25 protein-coding genes are annotated in these 25,470 nt (G+C 51.5%); 6 read left to right on the top strand and 19 right to left on the bottom strand.

What is annotated here, in order from left to right; all coding sequences use genetic code 11:
* From TH25_RS22235 to iolG, 16 genes are all read right to left on the bottom strand, one after another.
* Positions 1-891 carry a hypothetical protein gene (locus TH25_RS22235; RefSeq protein ID WP_114090457.1) on the bottom strand — a complete coding sequence of 297 codons (891 nt, stop codon included), beginning with the start codon at positions 889-891 and terminating at the stop codon, positions 1-3.
* On the bottom strand, positions 888-1,151 hold the full coding sequence (locus tag TH25_RS22230; RefSeq protein WP_114090456.1) for a hypothetical protein: 264 nt from the start codon (positions 1,149-1,151) through the stop codon (positions 888-890). Before TH25_RS22230 ends, TH25_RS22235 begins: the two co-directional genes overlap by 4 nt.
* Positions 1,133-3,517: a VirB4 family type IV secretion system protein gene (locus tag TH25_RS22225; RefSeq protein ID WP_114090455.1), complete on the bottom strand. Its 2,385-nt coding sequence runs from the start codon at positions 3,515-3,517 to the stop codon at positions 1,133-1,135. The genes TH25_RS22230 and TH25_RS22225 overlap by 19 nt, the downstream gene beginning before the upstream one ends.
* On the bottom strand, positions 3,514-3,816 hold the full coding sequence (locus TH25_RS22220) for a hypothetical protein (protein ID WP_114090454.1): 303 nt from the start codon (positions 3,814-3,816) through the stop codon (positions 3,514-3,516). The genes TH25_RS22225 and TH25_RS22220 overlap by 4 nt, the downstream gene beginning before the upstream one ends.
* Positions 3,817-3,818: 2 nt before the next feature.
* A complete protein-coding gene (locus TH25_RS22215; protein ID WP_114090453.1) occupies positions 3,819-4,136 on the bottom strand; it encodes a TrbC/VirB2 family protein in 318 nt (105 codons plus the stop codon).
* A 46-nt stretch (positions 4,137-4,182) separates the two neighbouring features.
* Positions 4,183-4,623, bottom strand: a complete 441-nt coding sequence (locus TH25_RS22210; protein WP_085586314.1) for a hypothetical protein — start codon at positions 4,621-4,623, stop codon at positions 4,183-4,185.
* On the bottom strand, positions 4,623-5,366 hold the full coding sequence (locus tag TH25_RS22205; RefSeq protein WP_114090451.1) for a P-loop NTPase family protein: 744 nt from the start codon (positions 5,364-5,366) through the stop codon (positions 4,623-4,625). Before TH25_RS22205 ends, TH25_RS22210 begins: the two co-directional genes overlap by 1 nt.
* A gap of 13 nt (positions 5,367-5,379) precedes the next feature.
* Entirely contained in the window at positions 5,380-5,586 is a 207-nt protein-coding gene (locus TH25_RS22200) for a helix-turn-helix domain-containing protein (protein ID WP_114090450.1), read from the bottom strand.
* Positions 5,587-5,817: 231 nt separating this feature from the next.
* Positions 5,818-6,102 carry a TraK family protein gene (locus TH25_RS22195; RefSeq protein WP_114090449.1) on the bottom strand — a complete coding sequence of 95 codons (285 nt, stop codon included), beginning with the start codon at positions 6,100-6,102 and terminating at the stop codon, positions 5,818-5,820.
* A gap of 245 nt (positions 6,103-6,347) precedes the next feature.
* A complete protein-coding gene (locus TH25_RS22190) occupies positions 6,348-8,024 on the bottom strand; it encodes an ATP-binding protein (RefSeq protein ID WP_258549272.1) in 1,677 nt (558 codons plus the stop codon).
* Between the two features lie 333 nt (positions 8,025-8,357).
* On the bottom strand, positions 8,358-9,242 hold the full coding sequence (locus TH25_RS22185) for a MurR/RpiR family transcriptional regulator (protein WP_246833100.1): 885 nt from the start codon (positions 9,240-9,242) through the stop codon (positions 8,358-8,360).
* Between the two features lie 174 nt (positions 9,243-9,416).
* Positions 9,417-10,541 (bottom strand): Gfo/Idh/MocA family protein, encoded by a 1,125-nt coding sequence (locus TH25_RS22180; RefSeq protein ID WP_114090447.1) that lies wholly within the window; start codon positions 10,539-10,541, stop codon positions 9,417-9,419.
* Positions 10,534-11,508, bottom strand: coding sequence for a hydroxyacid dehydrogenase (locus TH25_RS22175; RefSeq protein WP_114090446.1), 975 nt, complete (start codon positions 11,506-11,508; stop codon positions 10,534-10,536). Before TH25_RS22175 ends, TH25_RS22180 begins: the two co-directional genes overlap by 8 nt.
* Complete coding sequence (locus tag TH25_RS22170; RefSeq protein ID WP_063094499.1) at positions 11,508-12,314, bottom strand: HpcH/HpaI aldolase family protein; 807 nt, start codon at positions 12,312-12,314, stop codon at positions 11,508-11,510. The genes TH25_RS22175 and TH25_RS22170 overlap by 1 nt, the downstream gene beginning before the upstream one ends.
* Positions 12,315-12,325: 11 nt before the next feature.
* Positions 12,326-13,756 (bottom strand): NAD-dependent succinate-semialdehyde dehydrogenase, encoded by a 1,431-nt coding sequence (locus TH25_RS22165; protein WP_114090445.1) that lies wholly within the window; start codon positions 13,754-13,756, stop codon positions 12,326-12,328.
* Between the two features lie 3 nt (positions 13,757-13,759).
* Positions 13,760-14,767, bottom strand: coding sequence for an inositol 2-dehydrogenase (gene iolG / locus TH25_RS22160; protein WP_063094503.1), 1,008 nt, complete (start codon positions 14,765-14,767; stop codon positions 13,760-13,762).
* Positions 14,768-14,873: 106 nt separating this feature from the next.
* Here iolG and iolD point away from each other — a divergent pair, with 106 nt between their 5' ends.
* From iolD to TH25_RS22135, 5 genes are read left to right on the top strand one after another with little or no spacing between them, the layout of a single operon-like run.
* The gene (iolD, locus tag TH25_RS22155) at positions 14,874-16,742 is read left to right on the top strand and encodes a 3D-(3,5/4)-trihydroxycyclohexane-1,2-dione acylhydrolase (decyclizing) (protein WP_063094505.1); all 1,869 of its coding nucleotides are present in this window, start codon (positions 14,874-14,876) and stop codon (positions 16,740-16,742) included.
* A 3-nt stretch (positions 16,743-16,745) separates the two neighbouring features.
* Positions 16,746-17,636 (top strand): myo-inosose-2 dehydratase, encoded by an 891-nt coding sequence (gene iolE / locus TH25_RS22150; protein ID WP_063094507.1) that lies wholly within the window; start codon positions 16,746-16,748, stop codon positions 17,634-17,636.
* Between the two features lie 17 nt (positions 17,637-17,653).
* Entirely contained in the window at positions 17,654-18,466 is an 813-nt protein-coding gene (locus TH25_RS22145; RefSeq protein ID WP_063094509.1) for an SDR family oxidoreductase, read from the top strand.
* A gap of 2 nt (positions 18,467-18,468) precedes the next feature.
* Positions 18,469-19,530, top strand: a complete 1,062-nt coding sequence (locus tag TH25_RS22140) for a sugar phosphate isomerase/epimerase family protein (protein WP_063094511.1) — start codon at positions 18,469-18,471, stop codon at positions 19,528-19,530.
* A complete protein-coding gene (locus TH25_RS22135) occupies positions 19,527-20,690 on the top strand; it encodes a Gfo/Idh/MocA family protein (RefSeq protein ID WP_197464523.1) in 1,164 nt (387 codons plus the stop codon). The genes TH25_RS22140 and TH25_RS22135 overlap by 4 nt, the downstream gene beginning before the upstream one ends.
* A 181-nt stretch (positions 20,691-20,871) precedes the next feature.
* On the opposite strand, the gene TH25_RS22130 is transcribed toward TH25_RS22135, so the two are convergent.
* From TH25_RS22130 to TH25_RS22120, 3 genes are all read right to left on the bottom strand, one after another.
* On the bottom strand, positions 20,872-21,888 hold the full coding sequence (locus TH25_RS22130) for an ABC transporter permease (RefSeq protein WP_063094513.1): 1,017 nt from the start codon (positions 21,886-21,888) through the stop codon (positions 20,872-20,874).
* Between the two features lie 43 nt (positions 21,889-21,931).
* The gene (locus TH25_RS22125) at positions 21,932-23,467 is read right to left on the bottom strand and encodes a sugar ABC transporter ATP-binding protein (protein ID WP_063094515.1); all 1,536 of its coding nucleotides are present in this window, start codon (positions 23,465-23,467) and stop codon (positions 21,932-21,934) included.
* 85 nt (positions 23,468-23,552) lie between these two features.
* Positions 23,553-24,479: a sugar ABC transporter substrate-binding protein gene (locus tag TH25_RS22120; protein WP_063094517.1), complete on the bottom strand. Its 927-nt coding sequence runs from the start codon at positions 24,477-24,479 to the stop codon at positions 23,553-23,555.
* A gap of 497 nt (positions 24,480-24,976) precedes the next feature.
* On the opposite strand from TH25_RS22120, the gene TH25_RS22115 reads away from it, so the two are divergent.
* Positions 24,977-25,470 (top strand): PEP/pyruvate-binding domain-containing protein (locus TH25_RS22115; protein WP_309471293.1); only part of this gene is annotated, 494 nt, incomplete at its 3' end.

Genomic DNA, 25,470 nt, shown 5'->3' with positions numbered 1-25,470 from the left:
TCATTCATCGCCTCCTTCCTGCTCACCGCCATCGCCAGTGGGACGGAACTGCATGAGCATGTTGGCCTGAATGCGAATGAGCTGCGCCATTTGCTGCTGTTGCTGCACCTGGATGCGGCTTTGATGCAGTTCCGCCTTAAGCAGGGTGGCGATGAAGGTTTTAAGATCGCCCGCCTGTTCGCCTTGTGATTCCAGCTCTTCGATAATGTCCTGATTGATCTCGGCCAGTTCGGTCGAGGTGCGATCCGCTTGCGCCAGTCCGGTATTAACCGCCTCACGCGCCATTTTCGCCCGACGTTCCTCGGTCGCCTTGCGGGCTGCCGCCCGGGCAGCAAAATAAAGCCGTTGTTCTGCCGGGCTGTCGGGGTTTTTCCAGTTCGGCGCATTGCCGTCTCCGCCCGAACTGCCGCCCCAGCTCCCACCTTCCGGCATCGCCCAGTCATCGGGGCTGCCTTCCTCGCCAAACTTCCAGCTTTCCGGGTCTTTGGGATCAAACCACAGGGTGGAGTTATAAAAGAACCTGCGCGCACAGATGCTTTTCCAGTCGACATCATCAAGATTGATGCCGGGCATTAGCTTGGAGAAATCGGGCAGCAAACACGAGATGTCGCGATTGATCTGCTGGCCGAGTTTGGCAAGGTTGAGAATGGGGACGGCGACCTGGCCGAGCTTGCCAATGGCATTGATCTGGTCCTGGGCCGTCTTGCTGATCTTGCCGAGAATCTCGGTTTGCTTCATCAGCTCGTCAAACTGCTGTTGCAGCTTGTTGAACTGTTCGGTGATTTTAACAAACGAGGTGGCGTCAAATACCGGATAGGTGGCCAAGGCGGGCAGGCTGGCACAGCTTAACAGTCCGGCAATGGCAAGGATGCGCAGATGCTTTCTGTTCATTTCATCCCCCGTTTCAAACGGCAGACAAGAACAGCGCGCAGAACCATGAGCAGGCTTGCGAGACATTGCAGGCTTACCAGGATCAGCCCGGCAAGCGGTGCCACGACCAGAAGCCCGGCGGTCAGGACCAACCCGGCCAGTGTGACGATCAGAAAGACCAGGTCATCCCGGGATGCTGTGATTGAGGATGCGATCAGGGTTTTGTTCTGCCGTGGGGCTGTGAACCGCCCCGGGGCAGAGCTCAAAGGTGGTTGCGCCATGCGTCCCCCCATTTGCTTTGCAAGGTTTCCATCAGTTTGTTTTCGTCAGGACCGGAGCGGTAAAAGCGCAGCGGATCGCCGAGCGGCGAAAGATCGACATTGAGAATGGCGCTTTCTTCATAGCCGCTGACTTCATCGCGCTTGATGATCAGCACCCGGCGATCATTGAACTCTTCCGAGCGCGTGCGGCCCTTCACAAAGGCCTTTTGTTCGTCATTGAGATTGAAGGGTTCCAGGCTTTCATCATCGATCTTGGAATTGGGAAAGAAGATGAACACGGCGGTGTTTTCGATAAAGGCTTCCGCCTTGCCGCTCTTGACCAGTGCTGCCGGGTCCTGAAAAATCATGCCGACAATGCCGTTGAGCTTGCGATATTCCCGGTACATCTCGGCAGCCAGATCGCAAAAACCGGGATTGCGCAGCAAATTGGCCGCTTCCTCGATCAATATGATGAAACCGCGCAAGTTCGGCGCGACCGACTTGGCAATGGTCTCGGCGATGTGGCCAACAATCGGCGCGCCCAGCGACGGGTCTTTCAACGCCTCGTTCATATTGATGCCCACCATATGCGACTGGTTGAGCATGCCGCCGAGACTGTCATGGGGCGCATTCATGATGTGGCTGCGCAGCCCGGCATTGCCCTTGTCATCAATCACCCATTGCGAAAACGCCCGGCGCAGTTCGGAGCGTTTGGCAAAGGCATAGGGAAACAGGGCATTAAGCGTGCGATTGGGCGGATCGATCTGAAAGGCCAGATCAATTGCATGCGACAGGGCCTCGCGATCATCCGGGGCCAGTTCAATCCCGGCCATGGCCTTGAGAATGAAATTGATGCGTTCGCGATTGGCCGGATTGTCTTCCCCGACATCCAGCGGGTTTAAGGCCAGCTTCTCATAGGGCTGATACAGCCCGCCCAGCGCCTCGACCATGAAGCGCGAACCTTCCTTGGAATCAAAGATAAAGGAGCGAATGCGATCAAACTTTGACGCCCCGCTCAGAAGATGCATCGGCAGTGTTGATTTACCGCTGCCCGCCGGGGCAAAGACGAGAAAGTTGGCCAGTGTCTTGGGCTTGTTGGTGACATGGAAGTTCGCCGCATAGGCCTGACCACTCGTCGTGGTAAACCAGCGCAACGGGGCTGGACCGAGCGGGCTTTCCGTCAGGCCGGTGGCGGAATGCTGCATCGCCCACAGGGCGGCAATATTCTCGCTGCGCAGTTCGAGCGAGGACATGAAGCGCCCGCCCGGGATCAGCCTGGCCCGGGATCGGGCCGGAATGCGGTTAAACCAGCAGACCGGCGCGCCGCGTACCTGGACATGATAAAGGATCTGGCGATTTGACAGTCGCCGGGTGATCTTGCGGATCAGGGTATCAAGTTTGACGGATGTATCTGCCCGGGCAATGATCTGGAATTGCGTCGCAAACAGGGTGGCATCCCCCTGATTGATCATGGCGATCAGGGCATCGGTTTCGGCGGCGGCCTCGGCATTGCCAAACAGGGCACTTTGTTCACCACTGAGACGACGGGTGAGATAAAGCAGGGCCTTGTGCTGATCAAAGGGATCGCAGATCTGGCAAATCTCGATCTCGCCATCGAGCGTCATGATGTCGTTAATGATCTGGCCCGTCACCGTGCCCGGCCATTTGGCGACTGTAATCACCTTTTGCAATTTCTCGGTCGGGGTGAAACTGCGGATCACCCCGTTATCCTTGTGAAAGTTCAGATCTGACGCGGGCAGGCCGCCCGAGATGTCTTGCGGGATCGGGCCGAGATCGTGGCGATATTCGCCGCAGACAATGCCGTTTAAAAACCCGGTCAGATCACAGCTTTGGCCCTCGGGCGCTTTGGCCAGCAGATCAACCCCGTATTTTGCCCCATCGGCATCAATGATGTCGGTGGCTTCATGCAGGGCGGGCATCGAAGTGCCGGTAATCACCAGGTACCAGTCGATAAAATAGCTGGAGCGAAACTGTTTGGCTTCGGCGTCGCCGACTTCCTGCAAGGGCGCATTGGGCCATGTCGCCCGGGCATTGATGGCGCGTTTGCGCTTGATGCCAAACCAGCGCAGGCTCAGGCCCAACTGGCCCAGCTTGTGAACCAGGATCGAGCGGGCTTGCAGCAGGTTGTCCTGCTCGGCTTCTATCTTGGCGTCATAGGACGTGCCGAGAAAGCGAAAGACACGCGACAGGCTGTTATCCTTGCCGCGGATGGTGGTGGCATCACTTTCGATACAGTCAAGTTCAAGCTGGTCCTGCAACCAGTCATATTTGACATCACCGAGCAGCAGGCGGCGGCTGGCGGGGACGACAAGGCCCCCGGCCATGGTGGCGACAAGGGAGGTGGCAAGGACGGAAGGCCAGATCATGGTTTCTTCCTCCCGGCATTGAGCAACCGGTTGCCGCGGCCTGCCCGCCAGAAGCGGGGCGGCAGCGACAGTTCCCGGTCAAAGTGCATGTTGTCCTTGGTCTTGCGGATGAAGAACATCCAGGCCCCGGCAATGCCCAGAACCATTGTCGGGAGCATCAGCCAAAAGATCTCCAGAAGCACCATGAGCACGAGGCCAATCGAGCCAATGGCGACACTGAGTATCATCAGCGGCATGGGCAGACCAAACATGGTCATCTGGTTTTGAATGCGGGTGAGAACGGCGCTGCCGGCTTTCATGATCAGGACCCGCCAAACAGGCCAGCCGAGATCGCCGGGCCGGAGGTGACCAGCACCCCGCCAATGACGATCATGCCCGCCCGGATCCAGTCCATGCGTCCGGTCAACCCGGCCCAGATGCCAAGCGCCATCACGCCAAGGCCAACGACGATGGTGCCGATCTTGCCAACACCGGTCTGAACACTTTCAAACAGGCTAATGATCGGTTCGTACCATTCGCCGGAGGCAGAGGTGGAGGCCGCCTGGGCAAAGGCGGGCTCGGTGAGAATGACGGTTGCCACGGCAACCAGCAGGCACAGGGACAATTTGTTTTTGGTCATGGTTTCCTCGGAATGAAGTCGGGTTCAAATCGGAATAAATGCGGGTTCAAAGGGTCAGGGCGCTGAGCACACCGACGACGAAGACGACGGCGATGATGTTGAGCGTGGTCAGGATCTTCTGGGTGCGCAGCAGGCGGGAGAACTGGCGGATGGCGTCTTCCGCCATCTCTGCCGTTTCATTCATGGTTTTGATGCGTTCGCGCACCACATCGCCCAGCGCCTCGGCCTTGAAGGCTTCAATGGCGGCCAGTACATCTTTCGTGAAATCCTGCGAGGCATCGCGGACGGTCTGGGAAAGGGCGCGGTTATACTGGTCATTGATCCGGCGTTGCTCATCAAGCGACAGGCGCAGGATGGTATGGACCAGCAGTACCGGATCATCGGCATCGACCGTGATCTGATGTTGCTGCCACAAATAAGTGCGCAGCTCCTCGACACTGTCCATTGTGACGGGTGGCGGCGGGGTATCGTCGAGCAGGCCTGCCATCACAGCACCGCCTGTTCCATGGTGGCGTGCAAAGTCCGCCATGTCATTTTGAGGCGCTGGCGGGCCATCACGGCAAACTCGGGCGACTGGACCGCTTCATCAAAGGTCAGACGGGCGCGCATCATCTGCTCGATGTCATGGCCGAAAGTTTCCTTGCGGACTTCGGGCAGGCGCACCAGCGCGTGAATGCGCTCCTTGTTCTTTTTATAAAGGCCGGATTGCTCGAAGCCTTCGATCTCGCCATTTGCGGCGCGCCGCTCCACACGCCCGAAATATTCATTGAGCCAGACGACAATGGTCAGCTCGGGCAGGTGGGTCAGGATCTGACCCAGCCCTTGAACGGTATCGGTTGAGGCTTGCCCACCGGTGACGATGGTATGCAGGCGGATTTCGTGTCCGAGTTCATGCAGAACGTCAAAAGCCTGGGCTTCCACCAGGTAACCCAGAAGCGGCAAAAACGTTGATGCTCCGTTATCAATGACCACCACGGACTCTTCTGGCAGGTCGATGATCTTTTCAATCAGGGCATCGAAATAGCGGGCATTGATTTCGTCCTGTCGTTCGCCCAGGCGGATGGTCTCGACGGGGAAGGCCTTGTAACCGGCAAAGGTCTGATTGACCGGATCGGTGTCAAAACATTGCAGATTATCGGCACGGGGCAGGTAATATTGCGCCAGCAGGCTGGAGATAAAGGATTTGCCGACACCGCCCTTGCCCTGCAATGTCATGTTGATAAGTGCCATTCTGGAATGCTCCCTAAGAAATAAGAATCTGGATGCCCAATGCCTGGGCGAGTTTGAACAGCCGGCTTGACGAGAGATCGCTTTTGCCAGCTTCAAAATCCCGGTAGCTGCGTTCGCACACGCCAATCAGGTTGGCGGCCTCGATCTGGCTTAAGCCTTTGTTGAGGCGCTGTTTGCGAATGCGGTAAGTCAGCAGAACAAAGTCTGCCTGCCAGCTCATCCGGCGCACCTTGCGGCAGGCATGAGGCGGTGTGGTTGGCCTGTGCAAATCGTCATGAAATGGTTCCCCAATGGTTCTGTCCTTTGATGCCGGTGGCCCGACCCGGTCTTCAAACCGGGTAACGGGCCGGATGGGGCAAATCCTTTAGACATCACCAGACCAGGTCCGAACCCTGGCGGTAATGAAAGGGCAGGTCAGGCGGATCGTTGCCGCTCAACGGCACTTCTGCGCTCATTGCTCGTCTTCCTGATTGTCGAGAGGGGAAGGGGTGTTCTGGGGGAGGGGATGGTGTTGCGTGCGCTTCGTGCGCATTGAGGCAATATCCGCCGCGACCATGAGAGGACCGGATAGACGTTCATGGCGCAGCCAGCCGTAAAAAGACCGTTGCGACATTTTGATGCGATTTTGGGATTTTAAGTCGGCGTGAATGCGCTTGGCTGTTTTGCCACAGGCAAGGGCTTTGTGTATTTCTTCGCGCAGGGCGAGAAATTCAAATTTGGCCTGTCCCCATTCCATCACGGTATCTCTCTTGTCAATTTTAACGGCTTGACAAGAAAGAGAGGGTTATGATTTCAATTCGTTGCGGGTTAGGAGTTTGTCTTCTTGGGGTTTAATAACCCGGACCCGCAAATTTGAATCGAAATTCGGCGATTGCCCCCGCAACCACTTCTGTTATAAATCGCTCCTTTGTGAGATATAACAAAGCCCCAAAGTAAAACACCCCGCTTAGCGAAAGCCAAGCGGGGTGTTTTATATGCTTTTCAATCTTCCTTATCGGCTTCGGAAAAGTTGTCGGGCGATATGATTGGCAACCGGATAACAAACTCGGCTCCTTCACCTTCATTGCCGATGACATCAATTGTGCCACCGTGCTTTTGCACGACGATATCCTGACAGATCGCCAAGCCTTGTCCGGTTCCCTGTCCTGGTTCTTTGGTTGTAAAGAACGGATCAAAGATGCGTTCGCACAGCGCTTCGTCTATCCCGGTGCCTGTGTCTGATATCCGTACTTCAATAGAGTCTTGGTTTTGTGTTGTCGTAACAAAAATCTTGCCTGGATAAGGTTTTCCCGATTTTTCGATAGCGTGGGCAGCATTAACAATCAGATTGAGAAAGACCTGATTTAATTTTCCAATGTCACACAGAAGAGGGCGCAAATTGGGATCGAAATTTTGCTCAAGCGTCGCGACATGCTTCCACTGGTTTTGCGATACCGTTAACGCATTTTCCAAAGCCCGGTTTATGTCAGCTTCAATTCTGTCAGTAATCCCGGGATGGGAGAACTCTTTCATGGACGTAACAATTCCGGAAATATGTTTTATGCCTTCGCGAGAATCTGAGATGGCAGATGCAACTTCTGTCAAATCATCCTGCCAGGATGAGCATGCCGGATCTTTTGCCATGTTTTCGGCAATGGTACGAATGAACTGCAGATTGTCGCCGATATACTGAGCAGGCGTATTGATTTCATGAGCGATGCCCGCAGCCAATTGGCCAACAGCTATGAAGCGGGCTGTATGGGCTGCTTCCTGCTGAACCTTTGCCAGTTGTTGACGCTCTTTCATATATTGCTCTACAGCGCGAGCCATTTCGCCAATTTCGTCATCACCGGTCACAGGTACGCCAGCATCTTTTGATGGAGCTTCTCCGGCTCTGCGTAAATAATGGCTCACCTTCTGAAGGCGGGATATGACAACCTTTCCCAGAAAGCGGGTCGATATAAACCAGGCTACGACCAGAGAGATAGCCAGCAGCCCCAGAACCTGAAAACGCCGGTTTTCCGCTTTTTGAGTTAGCTGCTGCACAGATTGCCGGTAGTCAGAGGTAAAGTCATTTGAAAGAGCTTCTGAAGCAACCAGAAGTTCCTGCCCTTGCTGAGCCAGATTCCGATTGAAAAGGTCCAGTCTGGTAGCCAGAATCCCGTTCTGGCTCTCCTCAATCTCGGTGTTCAATGCCTGATCATGCAGCTTGGCAAGTATATGAATGGAGCCTCTAAACAGCTGTGCAGTATGCTGGAACGCCAGAACAGAGATATTAATGCCAGCCCGCCCCAAATTGCTGACGAGATTGTCCATCTCATCAAGATGAGCAAGGATCCGGTTGTAGTGGCTCTGCATTTCTGCAGGTTCGGAAGCCATTTGCATCATCCGGGCTTCTCTCTCAAGCAGGAGTGCCGTGCGTACCAATGTTTGTGCGTCCTCCATATGCGTGAGACGATCTTCACTTAATCGATAGGAACCATTGCGCTGAAGGCGCCGGAGACACTGGGTTAACGCCTTTTGGGAAATGCCCTCTAGTTGGCGTTTGATCTCATTAAAACGCAGAGGGCCGTCTTCCAGTACAGTCAGCGTCATCATTGACCATTTGTCCGCGATCTGGTCGAAGAGAACACGGCTAGGACAGGCTGACGAGAAGTATTTAGGTTCGAGGTTGGGCACTATGTTTGTTGCCAATCTGGTTCCAAGAAGACAAACGCGAAATTTGCGTTGATTATATCACATTCGCCTTCACTTTGGTCAACCCCAATGAATATATCATTTGGCAATAGTGTACCGGCGACGTCTTGAAAGGTAAGGGAAGGTGTTTCAGTTTATTGTCTTTTTTTTGAGATTGATTGTCTATAGGTAATTTTTATCTCTGTTTTTCGAAGTGCAGGTCTTTGTACTTCATGTCTTTAACTATGTCGACATTGTTTTCTGTTTTCTCGAATGAAATGAACTTAGATTTAGTGTTTAGAAATGTTAATTGAGGCTCGTTTTCTAAAGATAATTTTACGTTCCCGTAACAGTTGGTATTCTTGGTTCAGCAACATCATGTTGGACGCGTGCTGCAACGGCAACAGTCAGGGCCTGCGCTAGACACATTGGTGCAGCTAACGAACGAGAAAATGTGTAGTCATGTTCCGGAACAGAAAAAAGAACTTTGGCCGATTTGGCTAGAGGAGATAGGGTGCTATCCGAAATTGCTACGACTGGGACGTTGGACTTCTCTGCTTCTTCTACAATATTCACGACTTCATTAGCATAAAATCGAAAAGAGACGGCAATCAGTACATCTTCAGGTTTCATGGTTTTTGCCATATGGGTGGCAAGCCCTCCGCCAGCATCAAGCAAGATGCATCGCTTTCCCAACATCGTCAGAATATATCGAAGCAATTCTACTACGGGAGCAGAACGCAGTTGACCGATAAGATAAACGTTTTCCGCATCTTCGATGAGGTCTGCTGCTAGTGCAAGTTCCTCGGGGATAGTCTTTTCGAGCATATCTTGTAGTGAGGCAATGTCACGGACAATGAGATCGCGTAAAAAGCTATATTCAGATTGGTCTTGCCGATCTTGTAGTTCGCTTTCCAAGGCCTTTCTGCGCGCTTCAAAACCTGGTGCCGCAGTTGCAAGCCGCTTTTGGAAAAGAGTTTGAAGCTCTTTAAATCCTTTATAGCCTAACGCTTGAGCAAACCGGACAAAACTCGAAGCATGAATGTCGCAACGTTCTGCAATGGCGTTGACTGACTGAACGGCAACGTCGTTTGGGTTCTGCGTCAAAAATACAGAAATCCGTTGATAGGTTTTGCTCATTTCATCATGGCGTTCGTGAATGAGGCGGATCAATTCTTCATAATTTTCTGGAGCAGTTTGTTCGGTTGCGTCTTTCCGCACGCTAATAGCCCTTGATTTTTTTGTGAACATTAAAATTGCAACTATTAACGGCATAGTGCAGGATCGCAATATTCATTGCAAGTTGCCCGGATTAGTTTTGTGGGAGCAACGGTCCTATTAGCTAGTCTCCTTTCAGAATTTAGTGATCTGGCGCCGTGTCAAGTTTGGTAATTTCTATGGCAAAGTGCTGTGCCAACGTGACTGCCTGGATGATGCTTGGATTGCATCAACGAGCTGCTGGATTCGCAGGCCTTTCCGAAAGTTGAAAGGCTCTACCCCGTTATTGGCTATTGCGCTGACATAGCCTGCTACTTCAATTGCCTTGAGATCGTTAAAGCCAAGTTGATGTCCAGGTGCTACGCAGAAGTTAGCATAGGGTGGGTGTTCAACTGCTGCTTCAATGCGGCGAAATCCCTGACGTCCGCTGGGGTCGTTTGTGGAATAAAAGTGAAGCTCGTTGAAATGCTCTTGACTGAAGACTAAGGCACCTTGGGTTCCATATATCTCGAAGTCATGCTGCATTTTGCGACCTGTTGCAATCCAGTTCCCCTCTATTGAACCGGTTGCTCCGCTAGCAAAACGTACAAATGCTCGTCCGATGTCATCCACTTCGACCTTGCGTGTTCCACCGAAACCATTGGGGCGTTCATTGATCATGGTTACACAATCCCCCAAGACGTCAGTGATAGGGCCGAGCAAGTACTCCGCAGTGGCTAAAGCATGACTTCCTAGGTCAGCGAGTGCCCCGCCGCCGGCGAGCGAATGACGAAAGCTGAAGGGAGTGCTGTCCGATGCCATATAGTCTTCGCAATGAAGACCGCGATAACCACGAATGTGTCCCAACTCACCGGCTGCGATCATCTCTTTGGCAAGCTGAAGCATCGGGTTGCAGATATAATTGAAGCCTACCTGTGTTTTTGCCCCGAATTTCTCGGCGGCAAGGGTCATTTCGAGAGCATCTTCTGCGGTACAGGCAAGCGGTTTTTCGCAATAGACATGCTTGCCTGCCGCAATTGCTACGAGCGCCATCTCTTTATGGAGACTGTTGGGTGCAGTAATATCGATAACATCTATTTCTGGATCATCGATCATTTCGTGCCAATTGGAGGTCCAATTGGCAAAGCCCAATTCATCTGCGGCACGACTTGCTGTTTCGTCAGTGACATCGGCAACTGTGTGTAAGTTGATCTGCATTGGCAGGTCAAAAACTCTTTGTGCGGCAGAAAAACCAACTGCGTGGGCTTTCCCCATAAAGCCGGTACCAATGAGACCGATACTAAGTTTTGGTTTGTCACACATCTATCGTTCCCGCATTTACAATCAGGGAGCGATCAATTCTCCCTGAGAGGTAATTGACAGCGTTGTGAATAGAGGCAAGAGCCATTCGCTCGCTGCATTCCCTGGTTAATCCGGCTGTGTGTGGAGATAGCACCGCATTATCGTAAGTAAATAAGGGAGAGCCTTTTAGAGGGGGTTCCTGTTCGAAAACGTCTACACCAGCAGCGCCAACCTGACCGGAAGCAAGAGCGTCGGCGAGAGCTTTTTCGCAAATGACGCCCCCCCTTGCCGTATTGGCAATTATAACGCCGGCTTTCATTCGAGCAATCTCGTCTGCTCCTATTGCCGGTTTGTCGCCCTTCGGGATGTGGACAGAAATGCAATCGGCCCAGGCAAGGCCTTCATTCAGATTGGATATTGGTTCAACTGTACCTTCGGGCCACCCCTTTTTTTCCAGGAAAGGATCGTATGCCTTGACCTCCATCTCGAAGCCAGATGCCATACGTGCAAGATGTCTACCTATTCTTCCATAACCCAGAATGAGCAGACGTTTTCCCGAAATTTCCTGTTGTTCAAGGTTGTTGCGCCATTCCCAATTGTCTGGTTTTCGAACGGCCAAGTCTGAGCGTAAAACGCGTTTGGCTGCAGCCAGAAGCTGCATCATCGAATGTTCGGCAACGGAGACGGAATTAACATCACCCACGATGGTTAGTGCGATTTTCCTTGCGTTAAGTGCGTTGAGATCGACGGAATCGTAGCCAACACCATGCCTGGACACGACCTTCAGTTTTGTCGCCATTGCGATCGTATCTGCGGAAAGCGGTTGTGTTCTGATAACAAGAGCGTCGGCTTTATGAATGAGAGGTGCGTAAGAGGCTTCCGAGACTTCCTGGATGTAGTCGACGTGAACAATACCATCGGTCTCCAGTCTCTCCAGCAGCTTCTCGCCAGCGGGATGGAGTTTCCCGGCAACAAGCAGGTTCGGCATCAGTATCCCCTGTTCTTTGACGACTTGCCAGATAGCCCAGTGAGTTCGCGCCACGAATTGACGGAGGCCGAAGCCGCAGCAGCCAGAAGACGGGAATCTCCGGAAACGGTGGTCAGATCGAAACCCCATTCTATCGCGCGCGCGGCATATTCAGGTGTACCGCAATGCAGACAAGCTTTTATACCGTTCTCTTTGCACGCATTCAGAATACGCTTGATCGTCGCAATCATTTCGTCTTCCTCACGATCAAAACCTGGAGCAAGACGGCCATTTTGTGTCCCTAACGTAAGATCCGCAGGTCCGACATAGATTCCGTCAAGGCCTGGTGTTGCAGCAATCTTGTCGAGATTGTCCATGCCCGCCTGTGTTTCAATCATTGCCAGTGCGAGCAGTTCGTTGTTGGCTGTCAGGTCATATCCACCATAAGCGACGTTTGCACGCGTCGGCCCAAAACTGCGTTGCCCTTGAGGGGGGTAGCGCATAAAACTGACAAACTCCGCTGCTTCTTCGGGGGTGTTGATCATAGGACAAATGATCCCCATGGCACCGGCATCAAGTGCTTTCATGATTATGCCAGGTTCTCGCCATGGCACGCGTGCCATTGGTACAACACCGGAGCCACGCATGGCTTGAAACATTGGCAGACAGGATGAATAATCCAGGGCGCCATGCTGTATGTCGATGGTGATGGAATCGTAGCCTTGCTCCGCCATAATTTCAGCAGTAAAGGGGTTTCCTATCGACAGCCAGCCATTTAGAACAGGGTGTTGTTCTGCCCAAATAGATTTGAGTTTATTACTAATCATAAGTCAGCCTTTCAAAAGACTATCTGTGCGAGCTTGGTATCAAGGTAATCTTCAATACCCTCGCAACCGCCCTCACGCCCCATGCCGGAGTGGTTCGTTCCACCAAAAGGTACCTCAGATGCCGCAAGGGCAAAGCTGTTGATACCAACCATGCCGGACTTTAATGCTGCGACAGTGCGACGTGCGCGGTCCGGAGATCTGGTAAAGGCATAGGCCGCAAGCCCCATGTCAGAAGAGTTGGCGCGTTCAAGGACTTCCTCTTCTTCTGAAAAGCGGGAAATGGCGGCAATTGGGCCGAAGTTTTCTTCGATGGACACTTTCATATCATCAGATACGTTCGTGAGTACGGTCGGTTCGAAGAAATAGCCGGCATTGAATTGCGTTGGACGATTGCCGCCAAAAGCCAAGGTGGCTCCCTCTTTGAGGGCTCCTTCAACAATGTTTTCGATCTCCTCGAGCCGTGCTCTATTGATGAGTGGCCCCATTGCTGTTGCAGGATTTAGTCCATCGCCGACCTTGATTTTTGCTGTTCGTTCTACAAATCCCTCGACAAAGGTGTCATGAAGGCTGTCATGAATGAAAAAGCGATCCGGCGTAACGCAAACCTGTCCGCAGTTTGCGTATTTCGTTGGTACGATAGCGTCCAGCGCCGGTTCAATATCTGCATCCTCGTAGACGATGAGCGGCGCGTTTCCTCCTAATTCCATTGATACTTTTTTAACAGTGTCGGCCGCATCTCGGATCATTTGCTGACCGACCCGAGTGGAGCCGGTTAGGGAAACTTTGCGCACACGCTTGTCTGCCATGATTGTGGCATAGGTATCACTCGTTGACCCGACGACAAGGTTGATTGCTCCGTTGGGAAGTCCTGCATCCTTTAGGCAATCGACCATGACCATGGCGACGCCTGGTGTTTGCGATGATGGCCGTAATACGACGGAGCAGCCTGCAGCTAAAGCTGGAGCAAGCTTACGAGCTGGTAGTGCTGCTGGGAAATTCCATGCAGTGAATGCTCCTACAATACCAACAGGTTCGGCGGTAATTTCGAAACGTCCACCGGGGACACGGCTTTCCACAACCCTGCCGTAGATTCTGCGTGCTTCTTCTGCGTACCAGCGGAACTGATCGCAAGCCAGACTCCATTCCCGTTCAGCCTGAGCGATTGGTTTGCCCGTTTCAGAGGAGATCATATGTGCTGCTTCGCTTTTGCGTGAGATCATCGCATCAGCAGCGCGATGCAACGCATCTGCACGTTCGAAGCCGCCCATTTTGCGTAAGTCGGTCATAGCCCTTTCAGCAGCATCAATCGCAGATACAGTATCTCTGGGGGATGCCATTGATACTGTTCCAAGTACCCCTTCAGTGACCGGCGAACGGACTTCTCCATTTTGAAAACTCTTAATCCAGTCACCGTTGATGAACAGTCCGAATTTCTCGTACATTTTTTATCCGATTTCGCTAATGTTTACCGTGCGCGATTCTTTAGCAGAGCGGATTGCCGCCTCTGCGAGTATCAGCGCTTGGCGTCCGTCTTCGAAGCCGACTTCCGGGGCTATTCCACGCTCAATCGAATCAACGAACGCGTCGATTTCAGCTGCAAAAGCTGTGTCGTATCGATCAATGAAGAAATTGAGCAGCGGTGCTGCCTGGTCCGTGAAACCGGCGTTGTAAAGCCGTGTATGGTTCATCGGGCGATTTTCGGAAATCGCCATGCCCAGACTTCCCAGAGCTTCAACACGTTGGTCGTAACCGTAAACGGCACGGCGCGAATTGTTAATGATGCACTGTTTGCCGCTTGCCGTGGTAAGCACGGCAGAAACGGTGTCATAGTCGTCGCAGCGTTCCATTAATGCAGGAGACACGAGTCTTGAACCAGTCGCGCTGACAGTTGTTATATCTTCGCCCAAGATGAAGCGTGCCATATCGAAGTCGTGGATCGTCATATCGCGGAAGATTCCACCCGACACTTCAATGTAACTATCTGGTGCAATGTCGGGATCACGAGATGTGATGACTACCTGATGGAGGTCTCCGATCTTGCCTTCTTCGATGGCTTTTCGAACACCGCGATGTCCGATATCGAAGCGTCGTACAAAACCCAGCATGATCGGCACATTGGAATCGGCGATTTTTGAAGCGCAGGCATTAACCCGTTCTAGTGAAAGATCAATAGGTTTCTCGCAAAGCACTGGCTTTCCGCCGGCGATTGCCATCTCAATATAGTCTGCATGCGTGGGAGTTGAGGTTGCAATAAGGACGGCGTCAACCTCAGCTGACGAGAATACAGCCTCTGATGACTCAAAATTTGTTACGTTAAGAAGCTCTGAGACAGAGTGTGCTGCCGGCGGGTGGGCATCATATATGCCTGCAAGTGTTGCCCGAGGGTGTTGTGCGATATTTTCAGCGTGCATACGACCAATACGGCCAACGCCGAGTACTGCGATTCTTAGCATTCAAGATCCTCCCGAGTGTTATTTTGCAATATTCATTGCAAATGTATTGATTTGTCAATACTCATTCCTTACTGTTTCGGAAAGCCAGTTATCAGGAGGAAAAGCAATGCAGAAAAAAATACGCCTGACGATGTCTCAGGCACTGGTCAAATATCTTTGCAATCAGTTCACTGAGATTGACGGTGAGCAAGTTCCGCTCTTTGCCGGATTGTTCGGGATTTTCGGTCACGGGAACGTGACGTGTCTGTCTGAGGCGTTAGAACAGGTTCAAGATCAACTACCGACCTATCGCGGACAGAATGAGCAGTCTATGGCTCTTGCTGCTATAGGATTTGCAAAGGCAAAACGTCGTCGCCAAATTATGATTGCAGCGACTTCAATAGGACCGGGTGCCGCCAATATGGTAACTGCGGCCGGAACTGCGATGGCGAACCGTCTGCCTGTACTGCTTCTGGCAGGGGATACTTTCGCAAACCGTCTTCCTGATCCGGTATTGCAGCAGGTTGAGCATTTTGACGATCCAACCGTAACGGTCAATGACGCATTCAAGCCTGTCGTGCGCTACTGGGACAGGATTACCCAGCCCGAGCAGATCATCACATCGCTGCCTCAGGCTATCGCGACCATGCTTGATCCAGCCGATTGCGGTCCAGCATTTGTAGGTCTTGCACAGGATACCCAGGAAAAGGTTTTTGATTATCCTGAAGCCTTTTTTGAGCCGAAGGTATGGAAGATCCCACGCCCGCGTCCAGATCGCGGTGCACTAAGTGCGGCTGTTAAGCTTCTGATGACTGCGAAGAGGCCTCTAATCATCTCGGGAGGTGGGGTTCGCTATTCGTTAGCAGAGGAACAGCTGGCCGAGTTTGCTGCAAAGAGAGGTATTCCGGTTGTAGAAACGATCGCGGGAAAAGGTGCTCTTACACATGATCATCCTGTTCATGCCGGGCCAATAGGAATTGTCGGTTCAACATCTGCAAATGCGCTTGCGAAGGATGCAGATGTTATTCTTGCGATTGGAACACGACTTCAGGATTTCACAACGGGATCATGGACAGCCTTCTCACAAGAGGCGGAGTTTATTTCAATCAACACGTCCCGCTTTGATGCAACCAAGCATCGCGCGCTCTCGGTTGTCGGAGACGCTTTGGAAACATTGATCGACATTGACGCTGAACTGGATAACTGGATAGCGCCACCGGAGCGGATGGCACATGCAAAGGATCTGTTCGCTAAATGGAATGAAATTCTTGATGAGCACCAAAAACCTACTAATGCCTTGGTGCCTTCTTATGCACAAGTCATCGGTGTGATGAACAAAGTCGCCAGGCCGGAAGATACACTGATCGGTGCAGCCGGGGGAACACCAGGCGAGATCACCAAAGGATGGCGCGTAAAGAATCCCAACACATTTGATTGTGAGTTCGGATTCAGTTGCATGGGGTATGAAATTGCTGCTGGCTGGGGATGTGCGATAGCGCAGCAAGGGCCGGGGACAGCTGGAGGTACGCCGATCGTCATGCTTGGGGACGGCACTTATATGATGATGAACTCCGACATTTATTCTGCAGTTCTGACCGGCCACAAGATGATTGTCGTTGTATGCGATAACGGTGGCTACGCAGTGATAAACCGATTGCAACAATCGAAAGGGGTACCTGGCTTTAATAATCTGCTCACGGATTGTAACATTCAGTACCCAGAAAATCCTCCTCATGTGGACTTCGCGAAACATGCCGAAGCAATGGGCGCTGCAACCCGGAATGTTGAAAGTCTGGCAGAATTAGAGACAGCTCTTCAGTGGGCACAAGAAAATGATCGTACTACGGTAATTTCGATCGTGTCCGATGCCTGGAAGTGGGTTCCGGGGGATGCTGATTGGGATGTAGGTGTCCCGGAGAGCTCCAATTTTGAAAAAGTCAGAGAAGCTCGCCGAGCACAGGACGAGATCCGCGCTAGACAGCGTGTCGGAGTGTGAGAGGTGAAAGCAAAACTGGGAATTGCACCAATAGCTTGGTGGAATGATGATCTTGAGGAGCTTTCTGATGACGTGAGCCTTCAAGAATGTCTTCGGCAAGCTTCCGTTGCCGGTTTCACCGGGATGGAAACAGGCCGCCGCTTTCCTATGGATATGGACGAACTGGGACTGCTTCTAACGAAGCACAGTATGTCGGTTTGCGGTGGTTGGTTCTCCGGTCAGCTTCTTGATGGAGATATGGACATGGAGAAAGACCGGATTGCAGAACAGTTAGACTTTTTCAAAGCAGCGGGGGCCCCATGCTTGGTTTATGGGGAAACAGCCCGATCAATACAGGGGATAAAATCGGCTCCGCTCGCAACCAAGCCTAAGCTGACAGAGGCTGAAATTGCAGCTTACGGTCGCAAGGTTAGTGATTTCGCAGATTGGTGTGTCCATAACGGGATGCCACTTGCGTATCATCATCACATGGCGGCGGTGATTGAAACTGAAGACGAGCTCGACCTCTTGATGAAACATTCCTCTGTTCCCTTGTTGTTTGACACTGGGCACATGGCTTTCGCCGGAGGAGAAGTGCTGCGTGTTATCGAGAAGCATCATAACCGGATCAGCCATGTGCACGTGAAAGACGTTCGCCGGAACGTCGTTGACGAGATCAACCGTGAACAAGAAAGCTTCCTTGATGCGGTAGTTAAGGGGGCATTTACGGTGCCGGGAGATGGATCGCTTGATTTCGAGGAAATTGTGAAAGCACTTGCGGCGAATGGTTACGAAGGTTGGTTCGTCGTTGAGGCGGAGCAAAATCCGAAAATATCTCCGCCGCTGGAAATGGCAAAAAAGGGTCACAAAGAACTTATTCGCGTGATGGCGCTGTCCGGTTACGCAGTTGAGTAGTCGTAGGAGGAAATACAGTGAATAGAATAGATGGAAAGGTAGCCGTCATAACCGGCGGCACACAAGGGCTCGGCGCGGCTATCGCTCGGCTTTTCTCCGAAGCCGGTGCGGCGGGTATTGCGATTGTGGGGCGAGGTGAGGAAAAGGGACAGAAAGTCGCAAACGACATAGAATCCACCACTGGTGTCCCAACGAAAATGATTACAGCTGATCTCGGAAATATCGCCGATGTGCGTCGGGTCATTTCGGAAGCCGATGAACGTTTCGGACGGATTGACATTCTTGTGAATGCGGCTGGTCTCACCGATCGTGGCAATTTTCTCAACACCTCGCCGGAACTGTTTGACCAAATCTTTGCTGTTAACACTCGAGCTCCATTCTTCCTGATGCAAGATGCGGCAAAGGTTATGGTCCGCGAAAGACTTGAAGGGCGAATCATCAATATCGGTTCAATGTCACAATTGGCTGGCCAACCATTCCTTGCGCCATATTCTGCGTCAAAAGGTGCACTAGCAACTTTGACCCGTAATGGAGCATTCGCTCTGATGCGGCATCGTATTCACATCAATCAACTCGATATCGGGTGGATGTCATCGGATCATGAGCGTGCTCTTGTGCTTGAAGAAACCGGAGACCCCGAGTTTTTGGATCGTGCGGCTGCCAGTAAGCCCTTCGGTCGAATATTGGACCCGGCAGAAGTGGCCCGGGCCGTGCTTTGGATGGCCTCGGACGATAGCGGCATGATTACAGGGGCAGTGATTCCGTTCGATCAATCGGTCTATGGCGGATATGACGATGCACCAGTTCCTGCGACAAAACTGGGGGCATAAAAATGCGAACGATCAAAGGACCTGGTGTTTTTCTTGCGCAATTCGCCTCTGATGAGGCACCTTACAATTCTTTGCCTAGCCTTGCAAAATGGGCGGCGCAGAAAGGGTTCAAGGGAGTACAGATCCCGACATGGGACACTCGGCTGATTGATATGCGATTGGCGGCCGAGAGCGCTGTCTATTGTGATGAGTTGAAGGGGATGCTTGCTGATGAGGGTTTGGAGATTACAGAACTCTCCTCGCATATTACGGGGCAACTGGTAGCTGTCCATCCGGCGCACGATCAGATTATGGATGGATTTGCTCCAGAGCATGTACGAGGAAATCCAAAGAAACGGCGCGCTTGGGCGGAAGAGCAGATGCAATTTGCTGCGCATGCTTCGAAACGTCTTGGGATTGATCGACATGTGACGTTCTCTGGCGCGCTGTTGTGGCCCTATCTGTATCCCTATCCACAGTGGCCCGAGGGCTTAGTGGAAGAGGGGTTTGATGAACTTGCTCAACGCTGGATGCCAATACTCAACGAGTTCGATGCTCATGGTGTGGATGTTTGTTACGAGATACATCCGTGTGAAGATTTGCATGATGGGCATAGTTGGGAGATGTTTCTTGAGCGCGTAGGAGGACATCCTCGTGCAAACCTTATGTATGATCCTAGCCATTTTGTACTTCAGGCACTCGATTATCTGGCGTTCATCGACCACTATCACGACAGGATCAAAACCTTCCATGTGAAAGATGCCGAGTTCCGGCCTGATGGAAAATCGGGTGCTTATGGGGGGTATCAACCTTGGGCAAAGCGTGCAGGACGTTTCCGCAGTCCCGGTGACGGGCAGATCGACTTCGGGGCAATTTTTTCCAAACTATCCACTTACGACTTCGATGGTTGGGCTGTTCTCGAATGGGAATGTTTCCTGAAAAACCCGGAAGATGGGGCGGCAGAAGGTGCCCGCTTTATTGAAGATCACATCATACGTGTTTCAGATCGTGCTTTTGATGACTTCGTCAAATCAGGTGCAGATCGTAACGCAAATAGAGCCATGCTTGGATTGGAGGAAAAATGAGTATCGCAAAACCGCTACGCCTAGGAATGATTGGAGGCGGGCAAGGTGCATATATTGGTAATATCCACCGGATTGCGGCTCGGTTGGATGGCGAATGGCAACTGGTCGCGGGAGCCTTTGATGTTAATCCTGAATTTGGGCGTGAATTCGCACGGTCTCAGGGCATTGATGACGATCGAAGCTACGGGACTTATGACGAATTTATTGCTGGGGAGGTGGCGCGCGAAGATCGTGTTGATGCTGTTGCAATTTGTACTCCTAACTTCACGCACTATCCGATTGCAAAGGCATTGATTGAAGCTGGATTTGACGTCATCTGTGAAAAGCCATTAACGGCTACTCTTGAAGATGCGGTTCAGCTTGAGAATTTGGCAACGGAAACTGGTCGGTTTGTTGGTGTTACCTACACTTACTCCGGTTATCCAATGGTTCATGAAGCCCGCGTGCGTGTTGCGCGCGGTGACATCGGAAATATCAGAACCGTTCAGGTTGAGTATCCACTCGAATGGATGGCGACTGCCATTGAGCAAAAAGGAAATGCACAGGCAGCGTGGCGTACAGATCCGAAAAAGAACGGTCGCGGCGGCTCTATTGGCGATATTGGTACGCATGCATATCATCTGGCGGGCTTTGTTACAGGCTTGAAGCTCCAATTCTTGACGGCTGACCTTGCAACTTTTGTAGAAGGGCGAGCGCTTGACGATAACGCACATGTCATGATGCGTTACGAAGGGGGTGCGCGTGGCCTTTTGTGGTCCTCACAGGTTGCGCTGGGTAATTCTAACGGTGTGCGGCTGCGTGTCTTTGGCGAAACAGGATCTTTATCCTGGTATCAAGAGCAGCCAAATGAACTCATTTACGCTCCTCTGGACGGATGTGTTCAGGTGGTCAAACGTGGTGCTGAGAATTTGTCTGAGGATGCAAAAGTACGTACACGTACACCGCCGGGGCATCCAGAAGGATATCTTGAGGCCTTTGCAAATCTTTATGCGGGGTTTGCCGAGGCAATTGTTGCTCGTCGCGAAGGGCGTGCCCCAGAAGCGCTCGGGCAGAATTTGCCTTTAGCTTATGATGGGCTTAAAGGAGTGGCATTCGTCGAAGCTGTTGTAGATAGTAGCGAAGCGACCGAGCCTGTCTGGCTAAGGCCAATCGCCGTATAAAGCTAAAGACAAACGCTTAAATCAAAACACCCCGCCTTGCTTCATTGAAAGGCGGGGTGTTTTGTAATTTAACCATTCTGTTTGATGGTCATTGTCGCTACGAATTTACTTCGCCTGGATAGAAAAAACCCGTCCCGAATGGGTTCGGAACGGGCAGGGAGGCATTAGGCTCAAGGACCGCTCAGGAGGCTTTTGCTCGTTTTTTCTGACGGTAAACGTCGGTTACAACGGCAGCAACGATAATCCCGCCCTTGACGATTTCTTGATAATAGGCATCAACACGAAGAAATGTGAAACCCGACATCATCAGGCCCAAGATTATCGTTCCAATTACAGTTCCAAAGATACGACCACGGCCACCGGCCAATGATGTACCGCCGATAACAGCTGCTGCAATTGCATCGAGTTCATACATCATGCCCATGCCAGCTTGGGCTGTTTCGGCTCTGGCGGCGGTTACCAATCCTGCCAGCCCTGCAAGTAAGCCGGCAACGGCGTAAACTTTGATAATATGTGATTGAACATTAATGCCGGAAACGCGCGCAGCTTGAGGGTTTGCTCCGATTGCATAAGTAAATTTGCCATACCGGGTGTATTTCAAGCCAAAATGAAAAATCAGTGCAACACCGAGGAAAATAACAACAGGCCATACGCCGTCACCGATAGCAGCGAAGTCATCAGAAGGAAACGAAACTGGCTGTCCTTCAGTATACCATTTCGCGATTCCGCGTGCGGTCACCATCATTCCCAATGTTGCAATGAAAGGAGGAATGCCAGTTTTTGCGATAAGGAAACCGTTAATCATACCGGCAAAGAGACCCACGCCCAAACCGACGGCGACCGGCACAATAACAGGGAGGTCGGTTAGCTCAGGATAAACAGCGCGCGCGTAAGTCCCCACTTGAGCAAAACTCATTGCAATCATTGCTGTCATCGCGACAACAGACCCAGAGGACAAATCAATGCCTCCGGTAATGATCACTTGAGTAACTCCGACGGCAATGATCCCGATGACAGAGACTTGCAAAATCATAATGGTTAGTCGTTGAGGATTAATCAGGAAACTTTGCCCTTTAATAACCCATCCGAGTATCTCGAAGATGATCGCAACCCCAATCAAGACCGAGAGTATGTTAAGCTCTTGCGGAAGTTTGGGCCTCTGATTTGCTGCTGGTTTTGTTTTATCCAATGGTGTCATGTTTCCTCTCCAGGAGTGCGGAAATTTGCGCCTTTCGGGCGTTTCAACGCGCCGCCAGTTCCATAATTTTCACTTGATTTGCATCTTTACGGTCAAGAATGCCTGTCATGTGCCCTTCATGCATGACCATTATCCGGTCCGACATCCCTAGAACCTCAGGCAGTTCGGATGAGATCATGATGATTGCGACACCCTCGCTGGCCAGTTGTGAAACCAACCGGTGAATCTCAGCTTTCGCCCCTACATCAATCCCGCGTGTCGGTTCATCAAGGATCAGGATACGTGGCTTGGTCAGGAGCCATCGAGCAATCAAGGCTTTTTGCTGATTGCCGCCTGACAAGTTCTCGATACGTTCATCAAGGTCAGGTGTTTTAATTCGAAGAGCAGTTTCCATTTCGACACATAGCTTGTTGATGGACTGCTGATCGACGATCCCATAACGAGAATAGCTTTCTTTGAGCGCGGCAATTTGCATGTTTTCCCGCACTGAAAGAGGCAGAAAACAGCCGGTTTCTTTTCTGTCTTCGGTGAGAAAAGCCATTCCCTGTGCCATTGCTTTTCCTGGGCTGTCGATGACGATTTCCTGGTCTGATATTTTGATCTTCCCGCTTGTGGCAGGAGTCACACCAAAAAGAGTTTCAGCGACATTTGAGCGCCCTGACCCAACCAGACCAGCCATTCCAATGATTTCGCCTTCCCGCAGTTGGAAGGAGATATCCTTGAAAACACCATCGAGTGTCAGTCCTTCGACTTCCATGATTGGCGCACCAATGTTCGCTTCTATTTTGGGGAACATGTCGGTAACTTCCCGTCCGACCATCATTCGGATGATGTCATCTCGGGAAACTTCTGAACTGGCATGAGTGCCTACATATGTTCCGTCGCGGAAGACAGAGAACTCATCTGCTATTTCGAACAGTTCGTTCATTTTATGAGTGATATAGACAATACCGATCCCGTGTGCTTTGAGTTCGCGGATGATCTCGAAGAGGTGTTCAACTTCAGTTTCGGTGAGTGCCGATGTGGGTTCGTCCATAATAAGGACATCTGACTCGTAGCTTACAGCCTTTGCTATTTCGACCATTTGGCGTTGAGCGACCGTGAGAAAACGCACCTCAGTCAAAGGGTCGATCAAAATGCGAAGTCGATCGAAAAGTTCCTGAGTTTGTGCCGCCATCTTTTTGTGATCTATGATCCCCAATGCATTTTGAGGTTCTCGTCTGATCCAGATATTCTCTGCTACGGTCATAAACGGCATCAACGCAAGTTCCTGGTGGATCATTGCGATGCCGTGTTCTAGCGCGTCTAATGGACTCAGAAATCTGATTTCGTCTCCCCGCAGGCGGATCGTGCCTTTGTCTGGGGTATAGATACCGGCGATGATTTTCATCAATGTCGATTTTCCGGCTCCATTCTCCCCCATGAGAGCGTGAACTGTACCTTTTTGCAATCGGAACTGAACATCATCAAGGGCAACGACGCCCGGAAATTCTTTGCGAATTCCTGTGATCTCTAAGACGGTCTCGGTGAGGTTCTCTTTGTATGCTTTAACAGCCTTGGATGTTTTTGACGAAAGCATGGTTTCTCCCTGTCGGGTTTGGCCGAGGGAAACCCTCGGCCACTAACTCATGAGTGCAGTCTTGATTTTCGGACCGACAGGTCGGTTAATTCTTGGTTTTGTACTGCTCTAGATTTTCAGGAGTGACTAGTTCGAACGGGACGACAACTTTTTGTTCAAAGTTTTCATCTTTTGCAATTTTCAGCACTGTATCGAGCGAGCCGTATCCTTGGCCCTTTGCTGACTGATAGACTGTAACGTCCAAGTCTCCCGCTTGCATCGCGGCGAGTGCATCCTGGGTAGCGTCAACACCTGCAACAACTACATCATCCATCGAGAAACCAGCGGATTTCAGTGCCTGAATAGCCCCTAACGCCATTTCGTCATTATTGGCGATGATTGCGTCTGGGATAATGCCGGAAGTAAGCCAGTTTGTCGTCAAGTCCAGTGCAGGAGTGCGCATCCAGTTAGCAGTTTGTTCGTCAAGAATCTTGATTTCACTGCATTCATCTGAAGCGAGCACTTCTTTTGTGGCTTTGGTGCGTCCGCGTTGCCCTGTCGTGCCAAGTTGCCCCATTAGGATAACGGCTTCGCCTTCCCCACCCATGAGTTTACAGACTTCTGTTGCTTCAAGACGCCCAGCCTGTTCTTCGTCAGAACCTACCCAAGCTTGCTTTGCCGGGAAGTTCTCAATATTCGAAGGCAGCATGTTGACGAATACTAGGGGGATGTCTGCATTTGCGGCAATTTTAGACATTGCCTGACCGGAATCAGCATCCACTAACATGACAATGATGCCATCGACCCCGGATGCGACGAAGTTTTCAATTTGTGATTGCTGACGTGCGATATCGCCCTGAGCGTCTTCCATCTGAACCGTGACGCCAAGCTCGTCCGCATGCTTCTGGATGTTGTGTCTCAATACTGTCAGAAAGTTGTCATCGAAGAGTGACATGGCTACGCCGATTGTTTCAGCGTGCGCTGATGTTCCAAGCAACATTGCAGTAGTAGCAATTGACAAAAAGCGTTTCATTTTGGGTCTCCTCCATTTAGGCCATTTGGCCACCCTGTGTAGCGAGGCAAACTCAAGATTGATGGTCGATCAACATGGTGTTTGATAGATGACGAAAGACTGACACACTAGCTAATCCAAAACGTGAGGATGCTTATTTGAATGCCTCTTCCTGAGCCGGATGCGTCATCCCTGTTTTTGCCTCTGAATTTATTGATGTGCTTCTGTTTGGTCGTTTCAGACACTTAAAGTAACCCGGCTCCAATTTCGTGTTGTAGCGCCATTGCAACGTGATTGCAATTAAAATTGCTATTGCAAAAAATGTCAATTTTTGTTGAATTGAGGTGAGGGTGTTGAGGAGCGTCAAGTAACTCTTCAAAAGCGTGGGGTATTCCAGTGGACTGAGTTTTCATTGGTTGTAACCAGCTACCTAATTAGAAAAGCGCTCGAGATATCTGTGACATTGTTAATGAGAGGGCTCGTGTTGAGATGACTGATTGGCTTGAGGAAAAGGCAAGATGACCAAATGGGTGTACGGTTTCGGTGGCGGTAGCGCCGAAGGCCGTTCGGATATGCGTGAACTTCTGGGCGGCAAGGGCGCGAACCTTGCCGAGATGAGCAATCTCGGCCTTCCGGTCCCGCCCGGCTTTACCATCACGACCGAAGTCTGCACGGCGTTTTATGATAATGACCGCGCCTATCCCGACGGTCTTGAAGCCGAAGTCGAAAAGTCGCTCGCTGCTGTCGAAGCCCTGGTCGGTCGTAAATTCGGCAATCCCAAGGACCCGTTGCTGGTGTCGGTCCGTTCCGGCGCACGTGCCTCGATGCCGGGCATGATGGACACGGTTCTCAATCTGGGCCTGAATGACGAAACGGTTGAAGGTTTGGCGGCGGTCTCTGGGGATCGCCGTTTTGCGTATGACAGCTATCGCCGTTTCATTCAGATGTATGGCGATGTCGTTCTTGGCGTCGATCACTACCATTTCGAGGAAATCCTTGAAATCCACAAGGA

Source organism: Thalassospira profundimaris, from assembly GCF_003326755.1.
GTDB lineage: Bacteria > Pseudomonadota > Alphaproteobacteria > Rhodospirillales > Thalassospiraceae > Thalassospira > Thalassospira profundimaris_B.
This window is presented reverse-complemented; position numbering and strand designations above follow the sequence as displayed.